Raw genomic sequence first — 21628 nt, 5'->3', positions numbered from 1 at the left:
CCCTGAACTTTCTACTCGTGTGAAAAATTCGTTTTATAGTTAATGACAAAAAGCTTAATCCATATACCCTAATGGACTAAGCTCGCATCTTTAACTGTGATGTGTACGAAAATCGGATAACAATCCGAATCGATCCATCTCAAAGCTTTTAAAACCGAGACGGAATGCTGGTGATTCTGGTTTAAGCCTGTAATCACCATTCGGAGCATCGATAAATAGTGGATCCCCATACACCGAGTGCTCATCCCAACCCAGCTGCTGCCATTGCTCCAAGTTGTAGCGTTCAGTGCGTGAACCCAACGGTCGATAGTGCACGGTAGCGGTAAAGTGACCACTATCATTGAAGAATACATTATAATCCAAGGCCTCAAGCCATTTTCCTTTCATGGGCGGGCCAATAAATTCGTAAATCGCTCCTTGCGAATCTCCCTTTTTAAAATCAATATCCACTTCGGGATTATCGAATTTGGAATCCATCACAATAATATTACGCTCGAAACGATCCTGATTATGTTCATACCCAATATGAATACCAGGCGGATTAGCGCCATTGATGAAAATATTGTTCTCAATGGTCCGGAAATCCCCTTCCCGAAGCTTGATACTGACGCCGATGCACAAATTATTGTACACGTGATAATTCGAAGAGCCGTCATCCAAATCGATGCCCCAGCCTTTATGATCCACAAATCGATTGTTGCGAATGATAACTGGCTTCTGGGCATCCAATGTAACATGCCCGGCTCCATGTGAATCTGGCCCATGGGATTGATTTAAGCACCAGAATCGGTCTCGCCCCCAAGCATTGAATGGACCATGATCGCCTGTTTCCAGCACGGTATCATGAATGTCGTTATATTCAATAATATGGCCGCCCCATGTACCATCATTGATACAGATTGCCGCGCGCGGGACATGATGGATGTGGTTATGACTAATCGTATTGTCCTTACTGATAGACACGAAAACCCCAGCGGTTTGTTTACCAAACACACCGATATGATGGATCCAATTATTCGAGATCACATTATCCGAAGGATAGGCATGCTGACTTCCCAGTGTATGCTGCTTAGAGCCAACTACACATATCCCGCTGTCTCCCGCTTCACGAATTTCATTCCCGTAAACACGATTGGCACGATTGTACTGATTAAGAAATACAGCATTCCCGCCTACAGCATCCATGAAACAATGTTCCACGGTGCAATGTTCAGCTCCTTCCAAGGATACAGCGCCGCCTCGATGAATCGTCCAATCTCCTAGCGAAGGCGCTTCATATACCTCTAGAAAGGTGCTCGTCGAGTGCGCGATACGAAAACCGGATAAACTGATATGGTGTACAGGATCTTCTTGTGTCCCTTTAAACGCGATGACTTGTTGTAACACGGGTACCTCAACTAGGGCTTGATTCACATCTGTGCCAGGAGGCGGCATCCAATATAGATCAGCTTTCTCCGCATCCAGATACCACTCTCCCGGGCTATCTAATTCTTCAAATACATTTTCGATAAAATATTTCGATCTAGCATCGATCCCCGTTGCTTCTGAACCTTGCATGATATCGTTGATTTGATAGCCGCCAGCACCGAAATGAATAGTTTGGGTTGACGTATCTAACCCTTTCATTTGCCACTGCAAATTTCCCCAGTAGTTTTTACCGAACATATGAATAACAGCTTCATGCGGCTTCCGCCACGACTTCGTTGTGAAGGTTGCTGAATCATAGTTGAATTGGGTATGCGGCCAATGCAGCTCTCCTTTAGCAGGGTAGAGAAATCCGCTATTCGGAAATCTCGCTCGCGTTTGTCGCTTCCCATTTACAAAAAGCTGAGTAAAGTGTGGCCACTCACTTTCTCTCGCCTCCAACTTGCACATCATAATGCCGTTCTCATAGGGCTGCCATGTGCCGCTTATTTGGCGCCCGCCGCTAAGTACCGGCTTCTCTCCTGGGTAAGCCTGATAAGTAATCATGGCTTCGGCTGAACCCGAATCAGCTGAATGAAATGTAAGCGGCTTAGCTAAATAATAGGTACCTTCTCTCACATATACTGTGATGGGACAGGAGATATTTTGTTTCATTTCACGAACAGCTTCTTTCGCCCTCTCTAACGTAGCAAATGGCGCTGATTCTATGCCCGAATTTTCATCGTTACCATCGGTTGATACATAGAAAGTTATATTTGTATTTTCTATATTTGACATATTTATTCTCCTCAGTGTCAATGAAACACTTAGCTTCTCGCAATGATAGCATCCACCAGCATATAGGTACCGCTTGCTTTGACCAATTTTATTGTATGGGTTCCCGGCGTCAGGCCATTCACACTGTAGACGGTTTGCTGCGCAAGCCTTGTTGGATTCGAGCAATTGACCGTTTGCACCAATGTCCCGTCGATATACACATCTACATTACCCTGATCACTATAGGTTTCCGTCACATAGTCCACACCATTTCCATTGAACGTGTACGATACCGAATTCCCATTCGTAGTTGTATAGTGAACATCATTTAAATAGTCGCCAACCCCTCTTCCCGAGCTGAGAGACCAGCTGCCTGTATACGCTAGATCTGTATTATTGAGCTGCACGGTTCGATGAATAACCAATTCATCCAATTGCATGTAGGCGCCATCTTTTTTCACCGCTTTAAAGACATGTGAGCCATTCGACAAACCCGTTTTGGAATAAATCGTTTGTTTGGCTTGATATGCGCCTCCATTGTTAGCTGTGACTGTGGTTAGCAACACACCATCGATATAGATATCGATATTCCCTTCATTCGAAGCTTTGGGGCCGATATAGTCAATCCCAGTTCCACTAAAGGTAAATTGGAAATAATCCGAATTATTAGTCGTGTAATGGACATCATTATTGTAATCCCCAGCCCCCCGATTGTTGGAGTATCCCCATGAGGAACCGGCATATGTGATGGTGGTATCCGTATCATTCACATAAGGTGTTGCCGCTGCGTTCTTGAGATCTATCAATAGCTGCAGTGATTGCGGCGATACCGAGCCATCTTCCCACATCATCATGTTAAAGGATAACGGCACTTTGCGTGAGCTTGCGCTTTGCAGCCAGGAACTGGCTTGCGCACCCGTAATTTGTGTAGTTATGCTGGTGTTGGCTGCATGTACGCCCCAATCCTGTTCCATCGTAAACATCGCTTGTTGTAACAACCCTTTTTGTGGTCCGCTCGTAAAGACACCATTACCGCCAACAGGCGCACTGCCGGTATGCACTTCACCATAATCCCCTTCTGCAAAATACACATCTTGAAAATCTGTAAAGCGAGAAGCAATCCATGCGTTATAGGATACTAGACGATTCGGGTTTCCAGCTCTCGCCGCTTGACCTAACTGTTCAAAAGGCGCAGGGTAATACATCGTACCATCATCAAAGAACCAGCCATCCAGATTGGTACCATAACGATTACCCATTTCAGTAATGACATTGCTCCAATTTGTGAAAAAGGTGGAACGGTCACCTACACCCGTTGTCGTAAAGGCAGCTGGCCAGTTCTGAGCTTGCCAAAAATCAGTTGAATTATATCCAAGATGGGAATCTTGCCCCGTATGATAATACAGCATAAATTTGATATTGTTGGCATGCAGCGCAGCTGCAATTTCCCCAATAAGATCTCTTGTCGACGTCCTGTTTCCATTCCCGACAATGTTATCCACAGCGGTTATCGGTGCATTCATTTGATACGTCCACCAGCTAGCCGACCAGATAACGTAAGAAGCTCCTGTGCTTTTGACCATGTTAACAAAGTTGGTTACATTGAAGTCAGCGGCTTGATTATCCACGGATTTCTTCGTCGTGCCTGTTTGCGGATATCCCCATGCGCCATATTGAAACATAAGTCCGTATCCCGCATTACTGAGCCAAGTCGTATCTTTCTTAAAACTTGAGATACGCGATAGGTACGCGGGATAATCCTCATTTCGCATAAGCTCAAGGGATTTGATGGCCATCCCGTTCGCAGTTCCTGCTGTCCCTTCAAGCTTAATCTGACTCGTTCCCGCAGGAAGCGAAATGACACCCGCATCCCGTTTATCCCACCCGATATTACTTGTCGTAAAGTTAAGAACATTGGAAGTACCTACAACACTTAATTTCAGCGGTGTATTCGTGCTGCTGCTTAACAAAGCATCAACATGATAATCAGCGGCGGTTGCCAAACTAACGGTCCAGATCATATAATCCGATGTTCGGCCAAAAAAGTTATTGATCCACATGTGTTTGGGGACGCCGTAATTATCAATCGTCAAGCTTGAATTATGTTCAGAACCTGCAGCCATTAAGTAAACAAGATTATCTGTCGTTGCGGTTTGGTTAAATACAATGGGATTCGCACCAGCTTGCGGGACAACGGTGTCAGCATATGACGTACTCGGTCCTATAGGCATGACTAACATTCCTAACATCAACGTTAACGTGATGACTAGTAACCATTTCTTCAACACAAACAATCAACCCCTTCCGAATTGTAAGCGCTTTATATGGCGCTATTTATTTATAACATGCATGGGGCCAAAGCTACATAGATAATCCATATAAGTCGCCTAGACTTTCTATAGATTTATCGTGTGATCTGATCTTTGCCATGTTTGTTAAATTCGGAGGGACTGCTGCCCGTCATTTCTTTGAACACTCTGCTGAAGTAAAAAGCATCTTCGTAACCCACCAGTGCAGCGATCGTTTTCAATGGGGTGTCCGGCTGAAGACTAATCAACTCTTTGGCTTTCTCTATTCGCAATCTGGTTACATATTTATTCGGCGTAATCCCTCGTTGCTGCTTAAATACATGACTTAAATAGGTCTCATTAAAGCCGAACAGCTCGTGAAACATTTTATAAGAAATAGCGGACGTGAAATTATTCTCAAAATACGCCTCCATATGGGCCACAATTTCAGCAGCGGACGTATGCATCAATTTGTGACTCGTCTGCTCATAAATGACGCTAATGATACGGCAATAGGCTTCAGCTAATTCCGAATAGCTCATCGAATTGCCAATCGCTTCAGAAATCAGGGTGTTGGATATGGACATTTTCCCCAGCTCTGCCTGATGAACATGAACGAGCTTATGTCCCACTTCTTGCAATAACGCGTCAATTTTGGCTTGAACATATTTCTTCGCTTGCCATTCTTTCAGTAGAGACAGGAAATCCTTTTTGAACGCTTCCCTATTGGGATGCTGCGCCAAATAAACGAATCGATTCTCATCGATGCTCGGGATAAGGGACGAAGGAGCAGGCTCGTTTATTTCTCGGAATACCCCCGATTCGCCGAATACAATCTTCTTGGCCAAAGCACTTCTCAGCTTTTTGATCCCATGGGCGAGTTCGCTTAGCTCTGTAACCGGCTCTCCATAAATGATCTGAATGGGAATGCCAGCCTCACTTAGCTGTTGCGAAAGCGTACTAGCAACTCCCTCTATGACGGAATGTTCGGGTGCGTCCAATCCGATAACGACGATTCGCTCATTCGACGAAAATCCGTTTAGGAGCCATATAGGTTTGAAAGATGTCTGAATCGCAGCCAAGTGATCCGTTTGCTCCCAAAATTGCCTGCCAGGATGATCCGCATACCAAGTTTCATGAGCGAAATGACCGGCACAAATGACCACAGGCGCTAGATACCTTTTTGAAAAATGAATTGAGCCCTCATCCGCGTATTGTTCGAAAAAAATAGCGTTATGTAGGGCAGCTAGTTCGCGTTGAAACCGGATTGCTTGTAGCGTTTCCTTTAGGGATGCCAATAGATTTCTAAGTTGATCTATCTGAATAGGTTTCAACAAATAATCGAACGCGTTCGTGCGCAATGCTTTTTGCGCGTATGCGAAATCACTATGACCTGTTAGTATGACACATTTAATCTGAGGATGGCTGATCTGAACAGCTGCAATTAAATCCAACCCATTGACGAATGGCATTTGAATATCCGTAATAATGATATCGGGAACCTGCCCCTCCAAAGCTTCCAGCGCATCTCTGCCATTAGGTACAGCAGCGATGACCGTGAAATCATCCGTTTCCGTTTCAATGAGATGCTTGATCGCATAAAGGATTGGCGGTTCATCTTCAACAAGCATGATCGTATAGGTCAAGCCGATTCACCTCCCTGTATCATAGGTCCACTGATTCGAATGATAGCCCCGCCTTCGGCTTTATTATCAATAATAATGATTTCCTGTCCCTTATAAAAAAGATTCAGCCTCATAAACGTATTAAGTAAGCCCATGCCGCCGTTTGCTTTATTCTGGTTGAACTGCTCGGGCATATAATAGCCGTTCTCTTTCACCATGCTGCTCGTCAAGTTTGAAATCGCTGATGCTGTGAACCCATGTCCATTGTCCTCAATATCGATGTACCAACGTTGTTCTCTCACATAGCCATGTACCCGAAGAATCCACGGAGGATCCATATCTTTGAAAGCATGACGGAACACATTCTCAATAATCGGCTCCAGCGTTAACTTCGGCATGGGAATCGACATTAGCGCCTCTTCCACATCCATGTGATACTGCAGATACGATTCAAAACGCAGCGACATCAATTTCAAATACTTATTCACATGTGTGATCTCGGATTTCACCTTGGTCTGACCACTGTCCAAATCAACCGTATAACGCAGCATATCCGACAGATCCGCACACATTTGCATCACTTCATTGTTGCCTTTTTTAATCCCATAGGCGCCGATGACGGCTAGTGTGTTATAGAGGAAATGCGGGTTCATCTGTGCCTGTAAGGCCAGCATATGTGCATCCATTTCTCGGGCTTGTGAGGCAACCATGAGATCCATCGTTCCCTTGACTTCATCTAACAGGTCTTGAAAGGCTTGTGCTAATAACGTAAGTTCGTTACCCTGCGCAAAATTCAGCTTCAACCTGAGATTGTTCATATTGACGGAAACCACTGACTTCTTCAAGCTGCGGATGGGGCGTGTAATATTTCTCGTATAAATATAAAGAATACTGATAAAAACGAGAAAGATGAGTACGTAAGAAATAATCGTAAGGGATCGTAGAATCCCAATTGGCTTATTAATGACCGCCAAGTCTTCCATCAGAAGAACAGTCCAATTATAATTCGTTGATTTATTAAAAGTAACCACATAGGACTTGCCGTCCCCAGGATTCTTCACCTCATAATTGCCATATTTCTCTTGGGTTAATCGGTCATTGATCAACCATTTCTGTTCATCTTTCACGTTGAAGTTATGGTAAATCGCTTTCTGGTCGGGTCCTAGAATAACCCCTTTAAGCTCCTTCGATTGATTATTAAACTCAAATAACTGCTTCAAAATGTTCACTTTAAAACTAACTTCAATCAGCCCTTGAATTTCATAATTCATATTGCGAAGCGGCCTTACGACAGAGAACACGGCTTCACCGTTGGAAGACCATTCATCTTCATGCGGCGGAAGCAAAAATTTGAACTGCTCCGTGTGCATACCTTCTTTGACAAAATCCAAATTCCGCACATCATTCTTCGTTACATCCTGTGTATCCAGACGATTACTGAAATCCAAATAATCGTTATATTTAGAAATGATGCTAATTCTACCCTTTAGGGGCTTCACAGCCGTTAACGAAAACAAATAATTGCGAAGTTCTTCACTTACATGTGGATACTTATCAAAATAATTTTCTTCTCCTGCATCCGTCATATTCTCAAGCGTGTTCATCACAACATCCGAGGCATTCACCGAGATCGTCAAATTATCCATCTCCGTTAGGACAAGGTCGAGCTGCTCTTGAATTTTTTGCACGGTATGCTGCTGATTCTCAACGATGTTCGTCTCCACAATAGAGCCCGTGTAGAAATAAAAAATACCACTCGAAATAATCAATAGCACACAAATGATGACAGACAGGCCAAGGAACAACTTATATTGAAATTGCAATTTCTTAAACAAAGCGCTCCCTCCAATACCCAGCAACTCCATGATTAGCTAAAGTATAGCATATCCGATAGAGGAGGATTAGCCCTTGACAGCACCAGCAGTCATGCCTGAAACGATGTATTTCTGAGCAAATAAATAAGCGATCACAACCGGCATGGAAACGATGATCATATTCGCGGAAACGAGATTCCAACTGCGATTAAACATCCCGAAGAAATTATACACCGTAAGCGGCAATGTCCACATGGAAGACTTATTCACCAGAAATAAAGGATAATAAAACTCGTTCCATACCCACATGAAATTTAGAATAGACACCGTCACCGTGATGGGCAGCAACAATGGCAAAATAATTTTATAGAACAAGGGAAATCCAATACAGCCATCGACAACGCCCGCTTCATCCAGCTCTCTAGGCACAGAAAGCATGAAACTACTGAACAACATCGTTGCAAAAGCCATAAATAACGCGGTGTATACGAGAATGATCGAGATATAGGTACCGTAAATGTGCAAATACTGCAACGTTTTCACCGTAGGCAGCGCGGCAAATGGCGCAATGAGCCCTAACGTTATGACTTTATAAATGAAGCGATTGAGCTTGCTGCGATTTCGCATAATGATAAAGCTGAGCGTGGCGCTGAGTATGACGATAAACAAAACGGAAAATCCCGTTATGCCTAAGCTGTTAAGCAAAGCCTGAAACATTTTACCCTGAACGAACACCGTCTTATAGTTGTCAAAATGAAAAGAGCTTGGCCAAGCAATGCTTAATTGGTCCGCTTCGTCTTCTGATTTGAAGGAAGTCAAGACGACCATCGCCAACGGATAAAAAATGGCCAAGCTTCCTATCCACAAAAGCATTTCCCATATGATCGGATACTTTCGACTGGCAATCATAATTCCACCTCAGTTTTACTGGAAAATTTCTGGTAGGTAAAGGCGATAATGACTAATAGCAGGCAGAATATAAGATTAATCGCAGTAGACTGAGCATATCGATCTTGTGCGAACTCATTCAAAATCAATGTACTAAATGTCTCCGTATCATGACCAGGCCCTCCGCCCGTCAGAATATAGACAATGTCAAAGACGCGCAAACCATAAATAATGCTGAGCATGATATTAATATGAATAGCTGGCATCAATAAGGGAATCGTTACATGTTTGAACCTTTGCCACACACTCGAACCATCAATCATAGCTGCTTCATAATAATCCTTGGGAATAACCTGCAAGCCAGCTAATAAAATGACGACGGCATACCCGGTAGATCGCCAAATTTCCGCTAAATTGATCACAAACAACGCAGGTAGACGACGTCCTAACCATTCTGGCTCCCAATTGCCAAGTCCCATATCCATAAATAATCGATGGATGACACCGCCATGCGCATCGAATATCGCATTAAAAAGCAAGCCTACAACTAAGGCAGATAAAATGATCGGCATAAAGTAAATCGTCCGAAGCAGATTCTCTGTTTTAAGCTGTTGATTCAAAACGATGGCAATCGCGAGTCCCAACCCATTTTTGAAAATGGTCGTAATGATCGTAAAGCTAATTGTATTCTTGGCTGCAACACCAAGTGATTTATTTTGGAATATTTCTTTAAAATTGTCTAATCCAACAAAATGAATGCCTTCCACAAATGGATTCCAATCGGTAAAAGCAAAGTAAAATCCCACTAAGGAAGGAATGATAAAAAACAACAGAAAGACACCGAGCGGAATATACGTTAAATACTGGGGGTAAATTTTATTAAGCTTCATGATCGTCACCTATTGGTTTTAGACTTATGTGGTATTGTTTAAGAAGGAAGGCCCTAGTAGAAGGGCCCCCGCTTGCATCATTTACTCAAAGCCTGGTGCTTTCTGTGCTTTAGCTGATTTGATACGCTCGTCATCCATCGCCTTGATGGCTTGATCTACCGTTTTACTGCCAAGCATCAAATCTTGAATCGGCTTAACCGCTTCCACTTGGCTGTATCCAATAATATTCTGTTGGACAGATGCGTTGATTAATTTATCCACGGATTCCTTCGCTGCCACGTATTGTGGCGTTGGAATATTCGTTGTCACGCTGTTGAAGTAGGTTTGTGTTTTCTGATCTTTATAAATTTCATTCAAATTTTTCGTATCCGCTAGGAATTTAATGAAAGCTTTCGCTTGATCAACATGTTTACTATTCTTATTCACATACGTTGCAATGGCATTGGGACCTTCATAGGTACCCTCGTTGTTTACCCCCATAAAACTCGGCATTAAACCAATTTTCGAGGAAATCCCTGGCTCTTTCTTCTCAAGATCGGAATCGATGTAGGTGTCCCAGGCGTAGATCATCGCATACTTCCCGCTTGCTATCGCCGCTGGTTGGCCGTCCCATGTATTGGTGGAGAACTTATCTCCCAGATAGCCTTTATCTGCAAGTAATTTATACCAGCCTACCAAGTCCTTCATTTCTTTCACATCGGCAAATTTCGTTTGATTGGCATTCAATTTATCCAGTAAAGTAGCATCTTTTTTGAAAACAGGATCAAATCCGAATTGCGGAAGCAACGGCCATGTGTCCTTGAAGGCCATATAAATGGGAGCTACGCCATTTTTTTTCAATGTTTCACAAGCTGCTAAGAATTCCTCTTGTGTAGTAGGAACCTTGATATTGTATTTTGCGAAAATTGCTTTGTTATAGAGCATTCCGCTCACAGAACCTTCCCAAATTGGAAGTCCATAGACTTTGTTTTTCACTTTCACTTGAGGCAGGACAAAATCCTTCAAATCGGCCACCCATGGCTCTGCGCTCATGTCTACGAAGTTTTTGTCAGGTTGAATCGCAGATAACTGATAGCCGCCATAATACATCACGATGTCCGTCATTTCGCCGGTAGCGAATTTGGTTTTCATCACTTTCTCCCAGCTATCAATAGGCACACCTTGAATATCCAATTTGTTGCCTGTTTTTTCTTCGTATAAGGACCAAGCTTTCTTGACGATCGGGTTATTCGCCCAATCTTGGTTAGCCAATAACGTAAGCGTTACCTTCTCAGCCGCAGGCGTACTGGCTGCTGCCTTTGTTGGTACCGTAGTAGCTACCGCCACTGATTCCGTTGTGCTTTTGCCACAGCCTACTAATAAGGTAATAACCGATGCCGTACAGATCAAAGTGCTCCATATTTTTCGATTCATTCTATATAACCGCCCCTCGCCATGTTATAAAAACGTTTTCATTTCGCAAAACCACACTTGCTTCAGTTATGATTATCCGGAATAACCATACCCTTATCTTAAACAGTTATCCGGATGAAGAGAATAGATCATTCATAGTAGATGCATGGATTATCTTTAGGATGGCAGGATGATCCAATCTTCTATAGACTCTTCCTAAACGCCCCCGGCGTGATGCCTAAGGCATTCTTGAAAGTCTTAGAAAAGTGATGCACATCTGTAAAACCACAGTATTGGCTTACTTTTTGAATCGATATCCCTTCCGTTAGCAATTCCTGAGAATGTTCAATTCGTAATTTCAATAGGTATTGATAAGGGGTCATCTGGAACTGTTCTTTGAACACCACGTTGAATCTTGAAGGCGATAGGCCTGCGCGTTTGGCCATATCGTCAACGTTAATAGGTTCAGAAATATTGTAGGCAAAATAGGACGTGATCCAATTTAAAAATGGTTTGGGCGGTCGCGAAGCCGTTTGAGGCTTCATGTACTGTTTAAATAGCTCCATCAGCCATTCATGGGCAAGCTGATTCGCCTCCATGATTCCCATATAGGTCTGCATCTGCCAACTGTCGATCATTTTTAAGACAAGGTCCTTCATTTTATTAGGTAAGGTTGGCTCCAATTTAAATGGAATACGAATCGTCTCGCAATCGTGCATTCTCGGCTGCATATAAGAGGCATATGGCGTCATATCCAACTGCCCTTGAAGCGTCACGAAGCTGCTTGAGCGATGAACATTATAGAAGAAATCAAGATGTACAAAGGGATTAATCGTCGTATTTATGCCTCGAATCGTATGCACATCACCTGGTTGTAGCAGGCAAAGATCGCCTTTCTTTAACGCATGGGTGTGGCCGTTAACTTGTATTTCAAATTGACCCTCTTGCACGTAAAAAATAATATAATCCAGCAAGTTGCGTTGATCGATGAAAAAAGGCGGCCTCATGGCATAATCCGCCATTCGAATATAAGGTGCAATGGTATAGTCTTCCAATATCATGTTACAGTTCCCTTCCCCTTCTAAAATCCAGTTGTTTTATACACAAATATTGCGTCTATTTCACAAAGAAATGTAAGCTTCATTCCATTATAATGAAACCATTCTCAGTTTCATCATACCATGTTAATGGAGGAGTTAGACACAGTGAACAATTCATATAAAGGCGAAAAAACAAGAGAAATCAGCTTTCCTATCGGCGGAATAGGAACTGGAAGCATCGGGCTTGCAGGAAATGGCAGACTTATTGATTGGGAAATTTTCAACAGACCTAACAAGAAAAGTTTCAACGGTTTTAGCCACTTTTCCATAAAGGCAGAACGCAATGGCAAAGTGATCGATGCGCGTGTACTCAACGGCGATCTGCCATCTCCTTATGTAGGTGAGCATATACGCGGTGGCCCCCTGCATAGCGGATATGGCTTTGGTCCTGAAAGCCAAACCATGGCGGGCATGCCACATTTCAAAGAAGTAACTTTTCAAGGAGAATTCCCTTTGGCGGGCATGTCTTTTGAGGATCCTTCATTTCCAGGAATGATTCAGTTATCAGCCTTTAATCCCTTCATTCCCCTCCAAGCAGATGATTCTAGCTTACCGGTGGCCTTCTTCGAATGGGAAATAGAAAATACAGAGGATTTTCCCCTTAGCTATACGCTTTGTCTCTCAGCAAGCAATCCGATTCCGTCGGAGAAAGTCTTCCATCAATACAATTCAATTCCAGCAGCTAATGACACTCCATTACATATGATTCAGTTAGGGTCTCATCAGTTTGATCCTGAGCACCCCCATTTTGGTGATGTAACGATCACCACCGACGCTTCACATACGAGCTATCAAGAGTTTTGGTATCGTGGTGAATGGTGCGATAATCTTGAAATGTTTTGGCATGATTTCACGCAGCCTGGTCGTCTGAAGAACAGGCGTTATGGTGAAGATGAGCTACCTGCTCGGAGGAAGGACACAGCTTCACTTGCCGCTCATCTTGACCTATTACCTCACGAGCGTAAAAAGATCAGATTCACCATCTCTTGGCATTTTCCCAATGTGACGAATTACTGGAACCCGGATTCAACGGGTCCTAACGTGTGGAAAAACTATTACGCGAGCTTGTTTAACGATTCTAGAGCAAGCGCAGCGTATGCTTTCAACCATTGGACTCATCTCTATGAACAAACCACTACCTTTAAAGATGCCTTGTTCTCATCGACAATACCGGCTGTCGCTATAGAAGCAATCTCCGCAAACTTATCTGTTTTGAAATCCGCGACTAGCTTGCGTCTAACAGATGGTTCTTTCTATGGATTCGAAGGCTGCATCGAAGATGTCGGTTGCTGCGAAGGCTCCTGTACACATGTATGGAACTATGCTTATGCATTACCTTTCTTATTTCCAAGCTTAGAACGCAGCATGCGAAACCTCGACTTCGCCTACAACCAACGCGAGGATGGCCGCATGGCATTTCGTCTCATGCTGCCATTAGGGCGCGAGAGAAGTAATCATCGTGCTTGTGCAGACGGTCAATTCGGAGGGGTTATCAAGGCATACCGGGATTGGAAAATATCTGGTGATTCAGCATGGTTGCGAACCATCTGGCCAGCGATAAAGCAATCTATTACGTATGCATGGGCTGAGAGCAATGAAGATAAATGGGATCCTGAACAAAAAGGAATTCTTGAAGGCCGGCAGCATCACACGCTGGATATGGAACTATTCGGCCCTAATTCCTGGTTGAGTGGATTTTATTTGGCTGCTCTTAAGGCAGGTGCAGAAATGGCTGCTTTTCTGGGCGATCAGACCACTTCAGATGAGTTCAATCGCATATTTCAAAAGGGGAAACAATGGGTTGACGAGCATTTGTTCAATGGGGCGTACTATGTTCAACAAGTAAATCTAAAGGATCCAACTATACTGGATCAATTCGACAAAGAGACGGTTCAGCAATATTGGAATACGGAAATAGGTGAAATGAAGTATCAGATCGCACAAGGCTGTGTTATCGATCAAGTCATTGCGCAATGGCATGCTAATTTGTGCAGCCTCGGTGATATTTTCGATAAGGACCAAACCCGAACCGCCTTGCAATCCTTATATCGGTATAATTTCAAATCCAGCATGCGTGAGGAAGCAAACACGTGGAGGCTGTATTCGGTCAACGATGAAGGAGGATTAGTCATTTGTACGTGGCCGCTAGAAGGAAGCAAACCAACAATTCCGTTGACTTACAACTCAGAGACGATGACGGGATTTGAGTATCAAGCTGCTTCTCATATGATTCAAGAGGGAATGATTGAAGAAGGTCTTAGCATTGTTCATGCCATTCGCGATCGTTATGATGGCGAGAAACGTAATCCTTGGAACGAGATTGAATGCGGCAGTAACTATGCAAGATCCATGGCGAGTTATTCCTTGCTGCAAGCTTTCAGCGGATTCGAATATAACATGGTGGATGGCATGATTGGTTTCAGTCCCGTACAAACGGAAGAGGGTACGTTCCGCACCTTATGGTCGCTAGACAAGGGTTGGGGAATGTATCTGATGAGTATGGAAAAAGTGCAAATTGACGTTTTAGGCGGAAACTTGCCACTTCGGATACTTAAACTTCACTTAGATAAGGTGGCGGCCATTAAACACATTCAACATGAAGGTGTGAGCTTAGCCTACCAAATCCTCGGTAATGAGATTCATTTTACAGATCCAATCATTATCGAGCCTCAAAAGCCGCTTCATGTAACCTTTAGTTGAAGTAATATTTCTCACACATATGATCATAAGAGGCTGGCCCAAAAGTCATACAGAATTGCGATCGGGGCAAAAGCGATTATCTCCTTTGTTTCTGGCTATTATAAATTAAAAAAATCTATCTCTTTGGTCTTGTTAGACCTTAGAGATAGCCTCGTTTCATCGAGTACTTGCCGAATTAGGAATCCAAGCGTGCCTATTGCATCAGATCTCACGATTATTCGTGAGATAAGCCCACGGCGAGTGCGTATTGGTCGCATGAGGTTCCATTTGAGCACAATACTTGCCGAATAAGCACTCCTAGCGTGCCTACTGCTTCAGACCTCACGATTATTCATGCGATAAGCCCACGGCGAGTGCGTATTGCTCTCAAAAGAATATAGCTGCTCTAAAAAGTAATGCAATCTACTTTGGGGCCACCACCTTAGTCCTCGCTTATGAGGAAATGACCTTTTTCAACCCAAGAAAGTTGTACAACGCTTCAGCAGTCTCCATGCGCAAAGCAGTGGAAGATGGGTCGAGGCGCTCGTTCGAGCTGCCAGAAATAATGCCTAATTCAATCGCTTTGTTCATATTTGCTAGCGCCCATGTGGAAACTTCACTTTGATCTATAAAATCTTCAAGGTTATGCTTAGTTGACGAGTAACTGCCATTTACATACTCATAAGCTCTAACTAAGAGGATCGCCATTTGTTCACGAGTCATTTCAGCATTCGGATCAAATGACTGTTCCGTAACTCCCGAGATCAGACCGGCTCGACTTGCTGCGGCCACATCTTGAGCATACCAAGCTTCTTGCTGCACGTCTTCGAATTTCGAGGTTAATTTCGCTGACTTCTCTACATGCAAAGCACGCACCAACAACGCAGTAAACTGAGCTCTAGTGGTTTTCCCATTGGGGTTAAACTCATCCAACTTCATTCCCTCAATGATATGCTTCGCAGATAAGACCTGTATCGCTCGTGAAGCCCAATGCGTTTCGGGCACATCTTTGAACATTTTGTGATACGCTAACACTGCGTAAATACCCGGTTGATGCGGCGTGAATGTAGCTTCTTTAGAAGTCAGATTCATTTCACCACCTTGGTATTCCCATTTTCCGTTTGCTTCATCATATCTATAAACGCCAAGCAGTTCCGGATCCTTGCCTGTAGGATCAAACGGCACAACCATTTCAACGCCTGATTGAAGCGTGTCTAAGGACCACGTCTTGCCCTCCGCAGAGCGTATGCTTAATTCAAATTCAATTGCTTGACTTGCTAGATTTACATCAACAGTAGGATCAATAGTACTAAGAGAATTGCTAGATATTGGCCGCGTACGAATATCAAGTGTTGTTTTATGGACATCGCCCTCGACTTTCTCCTTGAGCGCCTTGATTACTCCAGGCAGAATGGTAAGCTGAGCTGCCTCTCCGCGAACTTCTAAAGGCACAATCGGAATCTGCTCCGTTGGCACCGAGACCGTATCCTGGCCATGGCCCATTTCAACCGTAGCTTTGCCGTCTTTCACTGTGACGATATTTGTCGGTACCGTTGTTTCTGGCTTTGCCGGTTCCTCCCCAGTTGGTACTTCAGGTTCGGGACCTGGACCAAGCTCTGGTACCATTTGTATCGCTACAAGCTGCGATTTCCCCATCGTATCTTTGACATTTACTTTTAATTTCAATGTTGGGGTAAGCTGTTGAATCTCTATTCGATCATCCTTGCTAATCACAGTTTGAGCGGATTTATCTAGCTCCATTTCAATAAAACCTTGATTCTCCAACGTCGGATCAGCAACTGCGATCTCATAAACGCCCGAATACGGGTTCCCTTTCATCATGATGGACGCCTTGCTATTAGACGTTAAGCCGCTAACAGAAGTCACTTTATCCTTCCAGAAATTGAAGCCGGTCATCCCTAGCTTGTTCTCACGAACCGCTTGAACATCGGCCGAATTAGCCAAAACCGTATAATCTGGAGACGAAGCATAGGTAGCCGTTTCAGACTTACTTGCATTCGGCAGGATCGCATATTGATACGTATCACCGCTAGGATTCGTGCCATGATCAAACCACATCGTCAAAAAATTATTCGTTAAGAGCTCCGTTGGTACCGTTGACGCCGGTGGATTACTGAGACTCGTATCTGAATATCGGCCTTCTTGCTGCGCACGCATCAGTTTAAGGGATTGCGTTTCAGGAAAGACATAGCCGATATCGGCACCAGCTACGTTTCCTTGCAAATGAACCCATTCCGGATGCTCCAAGGTTTCTTCTCCAAAGTATCCGTTCTTCAATTCACCATTTACATATAGGTCATTCGTATTACTTTCCGTAAGCTTGCGCTGCTCGACGATTGTCTCTACGGTCTTATTATCCGTACTTGTAAGATCAGAACCCAATGCAACGATTTCATTGTCAAAAGTAAACCATGACTTATTCGCTTTCAACTGTGTACCATTCTGGATTAAATTCATGCCAGTCACACCATAGCTGCCTAACACCGCGCCGCCAGCCCAAGCGTTTGCAGGAGCCGATTCCCCATCGCCATATTGGTACTGGTCCGAAGTTCTGGGTCTCACAACGACAGTGGTACCTGGTAAACGATACCAGTTAAGGGTGGGCCAATAATTATCCGTATATTGCGATAAATCGTTATTATACAGATAGGTCATGCCGTCACCGGTATACCAGCCTTTCGCATTTTCACCATTCGTTAACTCATAGGTTGCTATTCGTTTAGAGCTTTTGCTAACACCAAATAGATAGCCATTGCCGACATGTATGCTGCGAGCCATTGCATTCATTTCAAAGTGTTCCGGCAGTTGGGCGATAGGTTGAATCGCTGGATCTTCCATCCATTCTTTGATTGTCTCCGATAAATCCAACGGAAGTTGATCGTACGTCACCCCTCTTGCCAAGAGATACTGGAAATGATATTTAATGAAGCTTTTTAAATAGGAAGCCCTCTCCTCGGAAGCCGTTTGTGCAATACGGGACATCCCCATGACGATATTTAGCGCCGATCCATAGGCATCTAAGCCTTTCCTAACGATTGCCCGCCCACGTGTCATATCTAGGATCTGCCCTTTGTACATGACGGGAGCATAACCTTCCTGAATCCAGCGATAGACATGCTCAATCTCAGGAACAACAGGCTGCCAAGTGCTGCCGTTCAATAACAGGAGCAAATTCCCCATCCCACTAATAAGCACTTCACCATAACTGCCTGTGTAAGCAACCGTATTATGCTGAATAAATGAACCATCCTCATAGAAACCATCGCCCGTGGTCACATAATCAAAAAGAGGTGTCAGTCCATCACGTGCATGGATAAGACGATCATAATTTTTCTCAACAAGACCCAACCTCGTTTCAATTAACATAATATCGGAACGATTGGCCCCCACTTGTGTAAAAGTAGGCCAACTAATATCTCCAATGTAATGATCAATGCTTGCCGCATTTCTGGCAATTTGCTCTGGCGTCAAGCCGTCATACATGAGGATTAAAATATCCGCTAAACGATTGGGGGCGCCGATATCCCAGTTCCACCAATTACCGAATTCTACTCCTGTGTTCGTGTATAAATGATCTAACATCCAATCCAGAGCCCCAAGAATATCAGTCTTTAACGCAGGGTTGTTATAGAGAATTGACCCCTTCGTTGCGTAAGCCAGTGCCATCACTTTCAAGCGCACATAGTGATCCAGCACAAATGTCGAATCTGAGGTGGAAGACGCGATATCTGACCATAACGTCGTACTGGCGCCATTCATTTGCAGGTTATCCCAATACAATTGGGCTTTTGCTGCGTTGTCATCAATTCTGCTTTTGATCCCACTGTTCGATATATCTAAAGAATCTTTGCCCGTCAGCGTTTCCTTCCAACGAATGCGAATCTTATCGTATTCTTCCGGATCCTTCAGCACGGGAGCCTTAACTTCAATCGTCGCAGATGCCATCTTACCATTAGACGAACTTGCGGTGATGATGGCCGTGCCTAATTTCAAAGCCTTGGCCTGCCCATTCTGATCAACCCGAAGAACGCTGGGATTACTCGATTGCCAAGTCAGCAGCTGGTCGGTTGCGTTGGCCGGTTCAACGACGGCTTCCAATTGCAGCGTATCATAGTTGGTCATTTGTAATGGCGCATTCGTAAAACTTACACTCGTAAGAGGAATGAATGGCGTGACGGTCACCGAAGTTTGGCTTGAAAGGGCCCCATTTAACTCAGAGGCAGCCGTAATCGTTGTAAGGCCTTCATGAATACCAGTTACGACCCCATTCGTATCTACGGTTGCGATATGGGTATCGGATGAATGCCAGATCAACTTTTTGTTCGTTGCGTTTGCTGGCTGGAATCCAACTTGCAGCGGAAGAGTTTTCCCTTCTACTAACGATGCCTGAGAGGGTAAGCTAATATTTGTAAGAAGGACAGGCTTGACGACAGTTATCGGAATTATCTTTGTGAATGCGCCTTCATATGTACTCACAGAAACAGACGTATGGCCTTCCTTCAATGCGCTAATCACGCCATAGGTAACGGTTGCAACCGTAGGGTCATCTACAGACCATACAAATCGTTGATCAGAAGCATCTGCAGGCAGCGTACCTGCCATAATGGTGGAGCTGGTCGTCTCTGCTAATTCAAGCGTATCAAGTGAGGTCGTTAGACCTGACACAGGTACATAATCCGAGAGTTTGAGATCGTCCACGAACCACTCGCCCTGAATGCCGCTTTTAAAATATTGATACAAATAGATATGTCGGATATTCAGCCATGCCGCCGGGAGAGAGGATTCGCCTAGAAATTGATCATTGGCAAAATATCTCACTTTTTTGGAAGCGTTATCAACAAATAGTTTCAAACGGTACCACGTATTAGCCTCATAATTGGCCAACACCAGGTTGTTCGCATCTCTTATTTTCCCCGTGTTATCAAAAGAAATGACAGAGACATTCGTAGTTGCCGTGGCTGGAACTGGTGCGTTTAAGCTCCTGAATTGAATGTCCCTGCGATGCTGGGTACTATTCATATAGAGGGATGCTTCGAACACCAGATTACCCGAAATACCCGTATTTCCTGCTACGGATCCACCCAAATTATTTCTGCCGGTATTTATGTTTGTTGCATTGGACACGATCTTGAGACTATAGTCGCTTCGCGAAGGTTCTTTGGCCATCATGACATAATCTGTATTGGTAGCTGAGTTATAAATCCCCCATGCTCCCCCGATCGTACCATTGTAAGTGGTCCCATTGTATAACTTCGTATCTTTCGCCGTTGTCGTTTCATCATAAGTCACATTTACGTGCACGGTTGCAGCAGCTTCTACGGGTGGCAGCCCGCCAATTGCTGGTAACCCCAACGAGATGCCTATTGCAAACACCATTACACGAGCTAAGCATTTCTTAAATGACCTTCCCATCATCTACCTCCAGCATTCATGTTTTTGGATTTCACGTTTCTGATGACATACCTCATTCTGATCGTATCATTCATCACATGCCTCCTAGATTAAAAAGAAGAACGTACATGATCTAAACTGTGCGCCCTTCTTTAACTAGCTGCTTTTTCTTATGAAGTACGATTATGGTGTCTTCCGTTCATACCAGTAACCAGGAATCCCTCGTTCCATCCGCAGTAAGGCTTCCAAATAGTAATAATCGCCCCAAATCATATAGTCATCCAAGCCATTATTGCCTCTAACATGATAGGAGCCATGCTTCAGTAAGCCTTCCGCCTCTTCGCCAATGGTGGCATACTTGCTCACTAAGGCCTGCATGGTTTGTTCCAGTCCCTGCTGAATCCAACTGCAGTCTGCATCCTCTTGCGGAATGAGATCTAGCAGCTCCAGCATGCCGCAGGCCGTAATCGCCGATGCCGAGCTGTCGCGACTTGTATTCGCTTTAATCGGAACGTTGAAGTCCCAATACGCGACATGATCTGCTGGTAAATGTTCAAGGAAATAGCTTAACAACCGCTTGGCCGTTTGCAGGAAGGCCGGATCCTTCGTGTACCGGTAAGAAAGGGCGAAGCCGTAGATGCCCCATGCCTGACCACGCGTCCAAGTCGAGCCATCAGTATACCCTTGATGGGTCCCCCCACCAAGTGGCTCACCTGTCGCTTTATCAAAATAGAATGTATGATACGAAGAATCATCGCCACGCACGAGATACCGTCTGGACAACTCAGCCTGCTTATATGCAATTTCGGCATATCTAGGTTGGCCAGTCACTTCAGAAGCCCAATAAAGCAATGGCAAATTCAGCAAGCAATCAATAATGATCCGTCCGCCATTCTTCTCATCGTTTTCCGGACCCCAGGCTTGCAAAAAGCCGCCTTGCTCACGCCACCTGCCCAGCAAATGGTCCGCCGCTTGCAGCGCAAGATCCCGTGCGCTCTCGTCCTTCTCCACGATCCATCCGGCTAATGCGGATAGCCCATACAAGAAGCCGATATCGTGATGCTCTAAGCATACTTTGGCTTCTAACCGCTGTTTGAAATCCACAATTTGCTCCTGCGCTTGTTCCAGGAAATACGTATCTCGACTATATTCATAGCTCAACCAGGTAAGTCCAGTATAAAACCCCTCAATCCAATCTTCATTCTCCGACCATGCATAACGCTTCTCATTCGTAATATGTGGAAAAGTACCTGAGTGCTCTTCCAAATTCCGGCGAATTTTGCCGATTGCATCTTCAATGGCCTCGCGCCACATCGCTGTCATCCTCTCTGTTTATCCGTTTCCTGATCGCTAGTCCAA

Annotated in this window: 11 protein-coding genes; 1 reads left to right on the top strand and 10 read right to left on the bottom strand. The window is 44.3% G+C overall.

What is annotated here, in order from left to right; genetic code table 11:
- Positions 1-90: 90 nt before the first annotated feature.
- The 8 genes from A8709_RS10200 to A8709_RS10165 all read right to left on the bottom strand — a co-directional run bounded on the left by A8709_RS10200 (position 91) and on the right by A8709_RS10165 (position 12139).
- On the bottom strand, positions 91-2202 hold the full coding sequence (locus tag A8709_RS10200; protein WP_065852247.1) for a right-handed parallel beta-helix repeat-containing protein: 2112 nt from the start codon (positions 2200-2202) through the stop codon (positions 91-93).
- A 29-nt stretch (positions 2203-2231) separates the two neighbouring features.
- Positions 2232-4469 (bottom strand): alpha-L-fucosidase, encoded by a 2238-nt coding sequence (locus A8709_RS10195; RefSeq protein WP_065852246.1) that lies wholly within the window; start codon positions 4467-4469, stop codon positions 2232-2234.
- A gap of 116 nt (positions 4470-4585) precedes the next feature.
- Positions 4586-6115: a response regulator gene (locus A8709_RS10190; protein ID WP_065852245.1), complete on the bottom strand. Its 1530-nt coding sequence runs from the start codon at positions 6113-6115 to the stop codon at positions 4586-4588.
- Positions 6112-7929 carry a cache domain-containing sensor histidine kinase gene (locus A8709_RS10185; protein ID WP_065852244.1) on the bottom strand — a complete coding sequence of 606 codons (1818 nt, stop codon included), beginning with the start codon at positions 7927-7929 and terminating at the stop codon, positions 6112-6114. Before A8709_RS10185 ends, A8709_RS10190 begins: the two co-directional genes overlap by 4 nt.
- A 66-nt stretch (positions 7930-7995) precedes the next feature.
- Positions 7996-8817, bottom strand: coding sequence for a carbohydrate ABC transporter permease (locus A8709_RS10180; RefSeq protein WP_065852243.1), 822 nt, complete (start codon positions 8815-8817; stop codon positions 7996-7998).
- A complete protein-coding gene (locus tag A8709_RS10175) occupies positions 8814-9686 on the bottom strand; it encodes a carbohydrate ABC transporter permease (RefSeq protein WP_065852242.1) in 873 nt (290 codons plus the stop codon). The genes A8709_RS10180 and A8709_RS10175 overlap by 4 nt, the downstream gene beginning before the upstream one ends.
- An 81-nt stretch (positions 9687-9767) precedes the next feature.
- Positions 9768-11099, bottom strand: a complete 1332-nt coding sequence (locus A8709_RS10170) for an ABC transporter substrate-binding protein (protein ID WP_065852241.1) — start codon at positions 11097-11099, stop codon at positions 9768-9770.
- 182 nt (positions 11100-11281) lie between these two features.
- Positions 11282-12139, bottom strand: a complete 858-nt coding sequence (locus A8709_RS10165) for an AraC family transcriptional regulator (RefSeq protein ID WP_065852240.1) — start codon at positions 12137-12139, stop codon at positions 11282-11284.
- Positions 12140-12283: 144 nt separating this feature from the next.
- On the opposite strand from A8709_RS10165, the gene A8709_RS10160 reads away from it, so the two are divergent.
- Positions 12284-14878 (top strand): GH116 family glycosyl-hydrolase, encoded by a 2595-nt coding sequence (locus tag A8709_RS10160; RefSeq protein WP_065852239.1) that lies wholly within the window; start codon positions 12284-12286, stop codon positions 14876-14878.
- Between the two features lie 432 nt (positions 14879-15310).
- Here A8709_RS10160 and A8709_RS10155 read toward each other — a convergent pair whose 3' ends face one another.
- Together A8709_RS10155 and A8709_RS10150 are read right to left on the bottom strand one after the other, a co-directional pair.
- Positions 15311-20290, bottom strand: coding sequence for a polysaccharide lyase family 8 super-sandwich domain-containing protein (locus tag A8709_RS10155; protein WP_065852238.1), 4980 nt, complete (start codon positions 20288-20290; stop codon positions 15311-15313).
- Positions 20291-20452: 162 nt separating this feature from the next.
- The gene (locus A8709_RS10150; RefSeq protein WP_065852237.1) at positions 20453-21583 is read right to left on the bottom strand and encodes a glycoside hydrolase family 88 protein; all 1131 of its coding nucleotides are present in this window, start codon (positions 21581-21583) and stop codon (positions 20453-20455) included.
- Between the last annotated feature and the right edge of the window lie 45 nt (positions 21584-21628).

The sequence above is a fragment of the Paenibacillus pectinilyticus genome (genome assembly GCF_001700435.1).
Taxonomy (GTDB): domain Bacteria; phylum Bacillota; class Bacilli; order Paenibacillales; family NBRC-103111; genus Paenibacillus_E; species Paenibacillus_E pectinilyticus.
Note: the sequence above shows the minus strand (reverse complement) of the source record. Positions and strands in the feature narration are given on the sequence as shown.

Bases quoted from the DNA above. Each gene is read 5' to 3' on its own strand.
- A8709_RS10150 (WP_065852237.1), bottom strand. From the start codon at position 21,583: ATGTGGCGCGAGGCCATTGAAGATGCAATCGGCAAAATTCGCCGGAAT.
- A8709_RS10180 (WP_065852243.1), bottom strand. From the start codon at position 8,817: ATGATTGCCAGTCGAAAGTATCCGATCATATGGGAAATGCTTTTGTGG.
- A8709_RS10155 (WP_065852238.1), bottom strand. From the start codon at position 20,290: ATGGGAAGGTCATTTAAGAAATGCTTAGCTCGTGTAATGGTGTTTGCA.
- A8709_RS10200 (WP_065852247.1), bottom strand. From the start codon at position 2,202: ATGTCAAATATAGAAAATACAAATATAACTTTCTATGTATCAACCGAT.
- A8709_RS10170 (WP_065852241.1), bottom strand. From the start codon at position 11,099: ATGAATCGAAAAATATGGAGCACTTTGATCTGTACGGCATCGGTTATT.
- A8709_RS10175 (WP_065852242.1), bottom strand. From the start codon at position 9,686: ATGAAGCTTAATAAAATTTACCCCCAGTATTTAACGTATATTCCGCTC.
- A8709_RS10165 (WP_065852240.1), bottom strand. From the start codon at position 12,139: ATGATATTGGAAGACTATACCATTGCACCTTATATTCGAATGGCGGAT.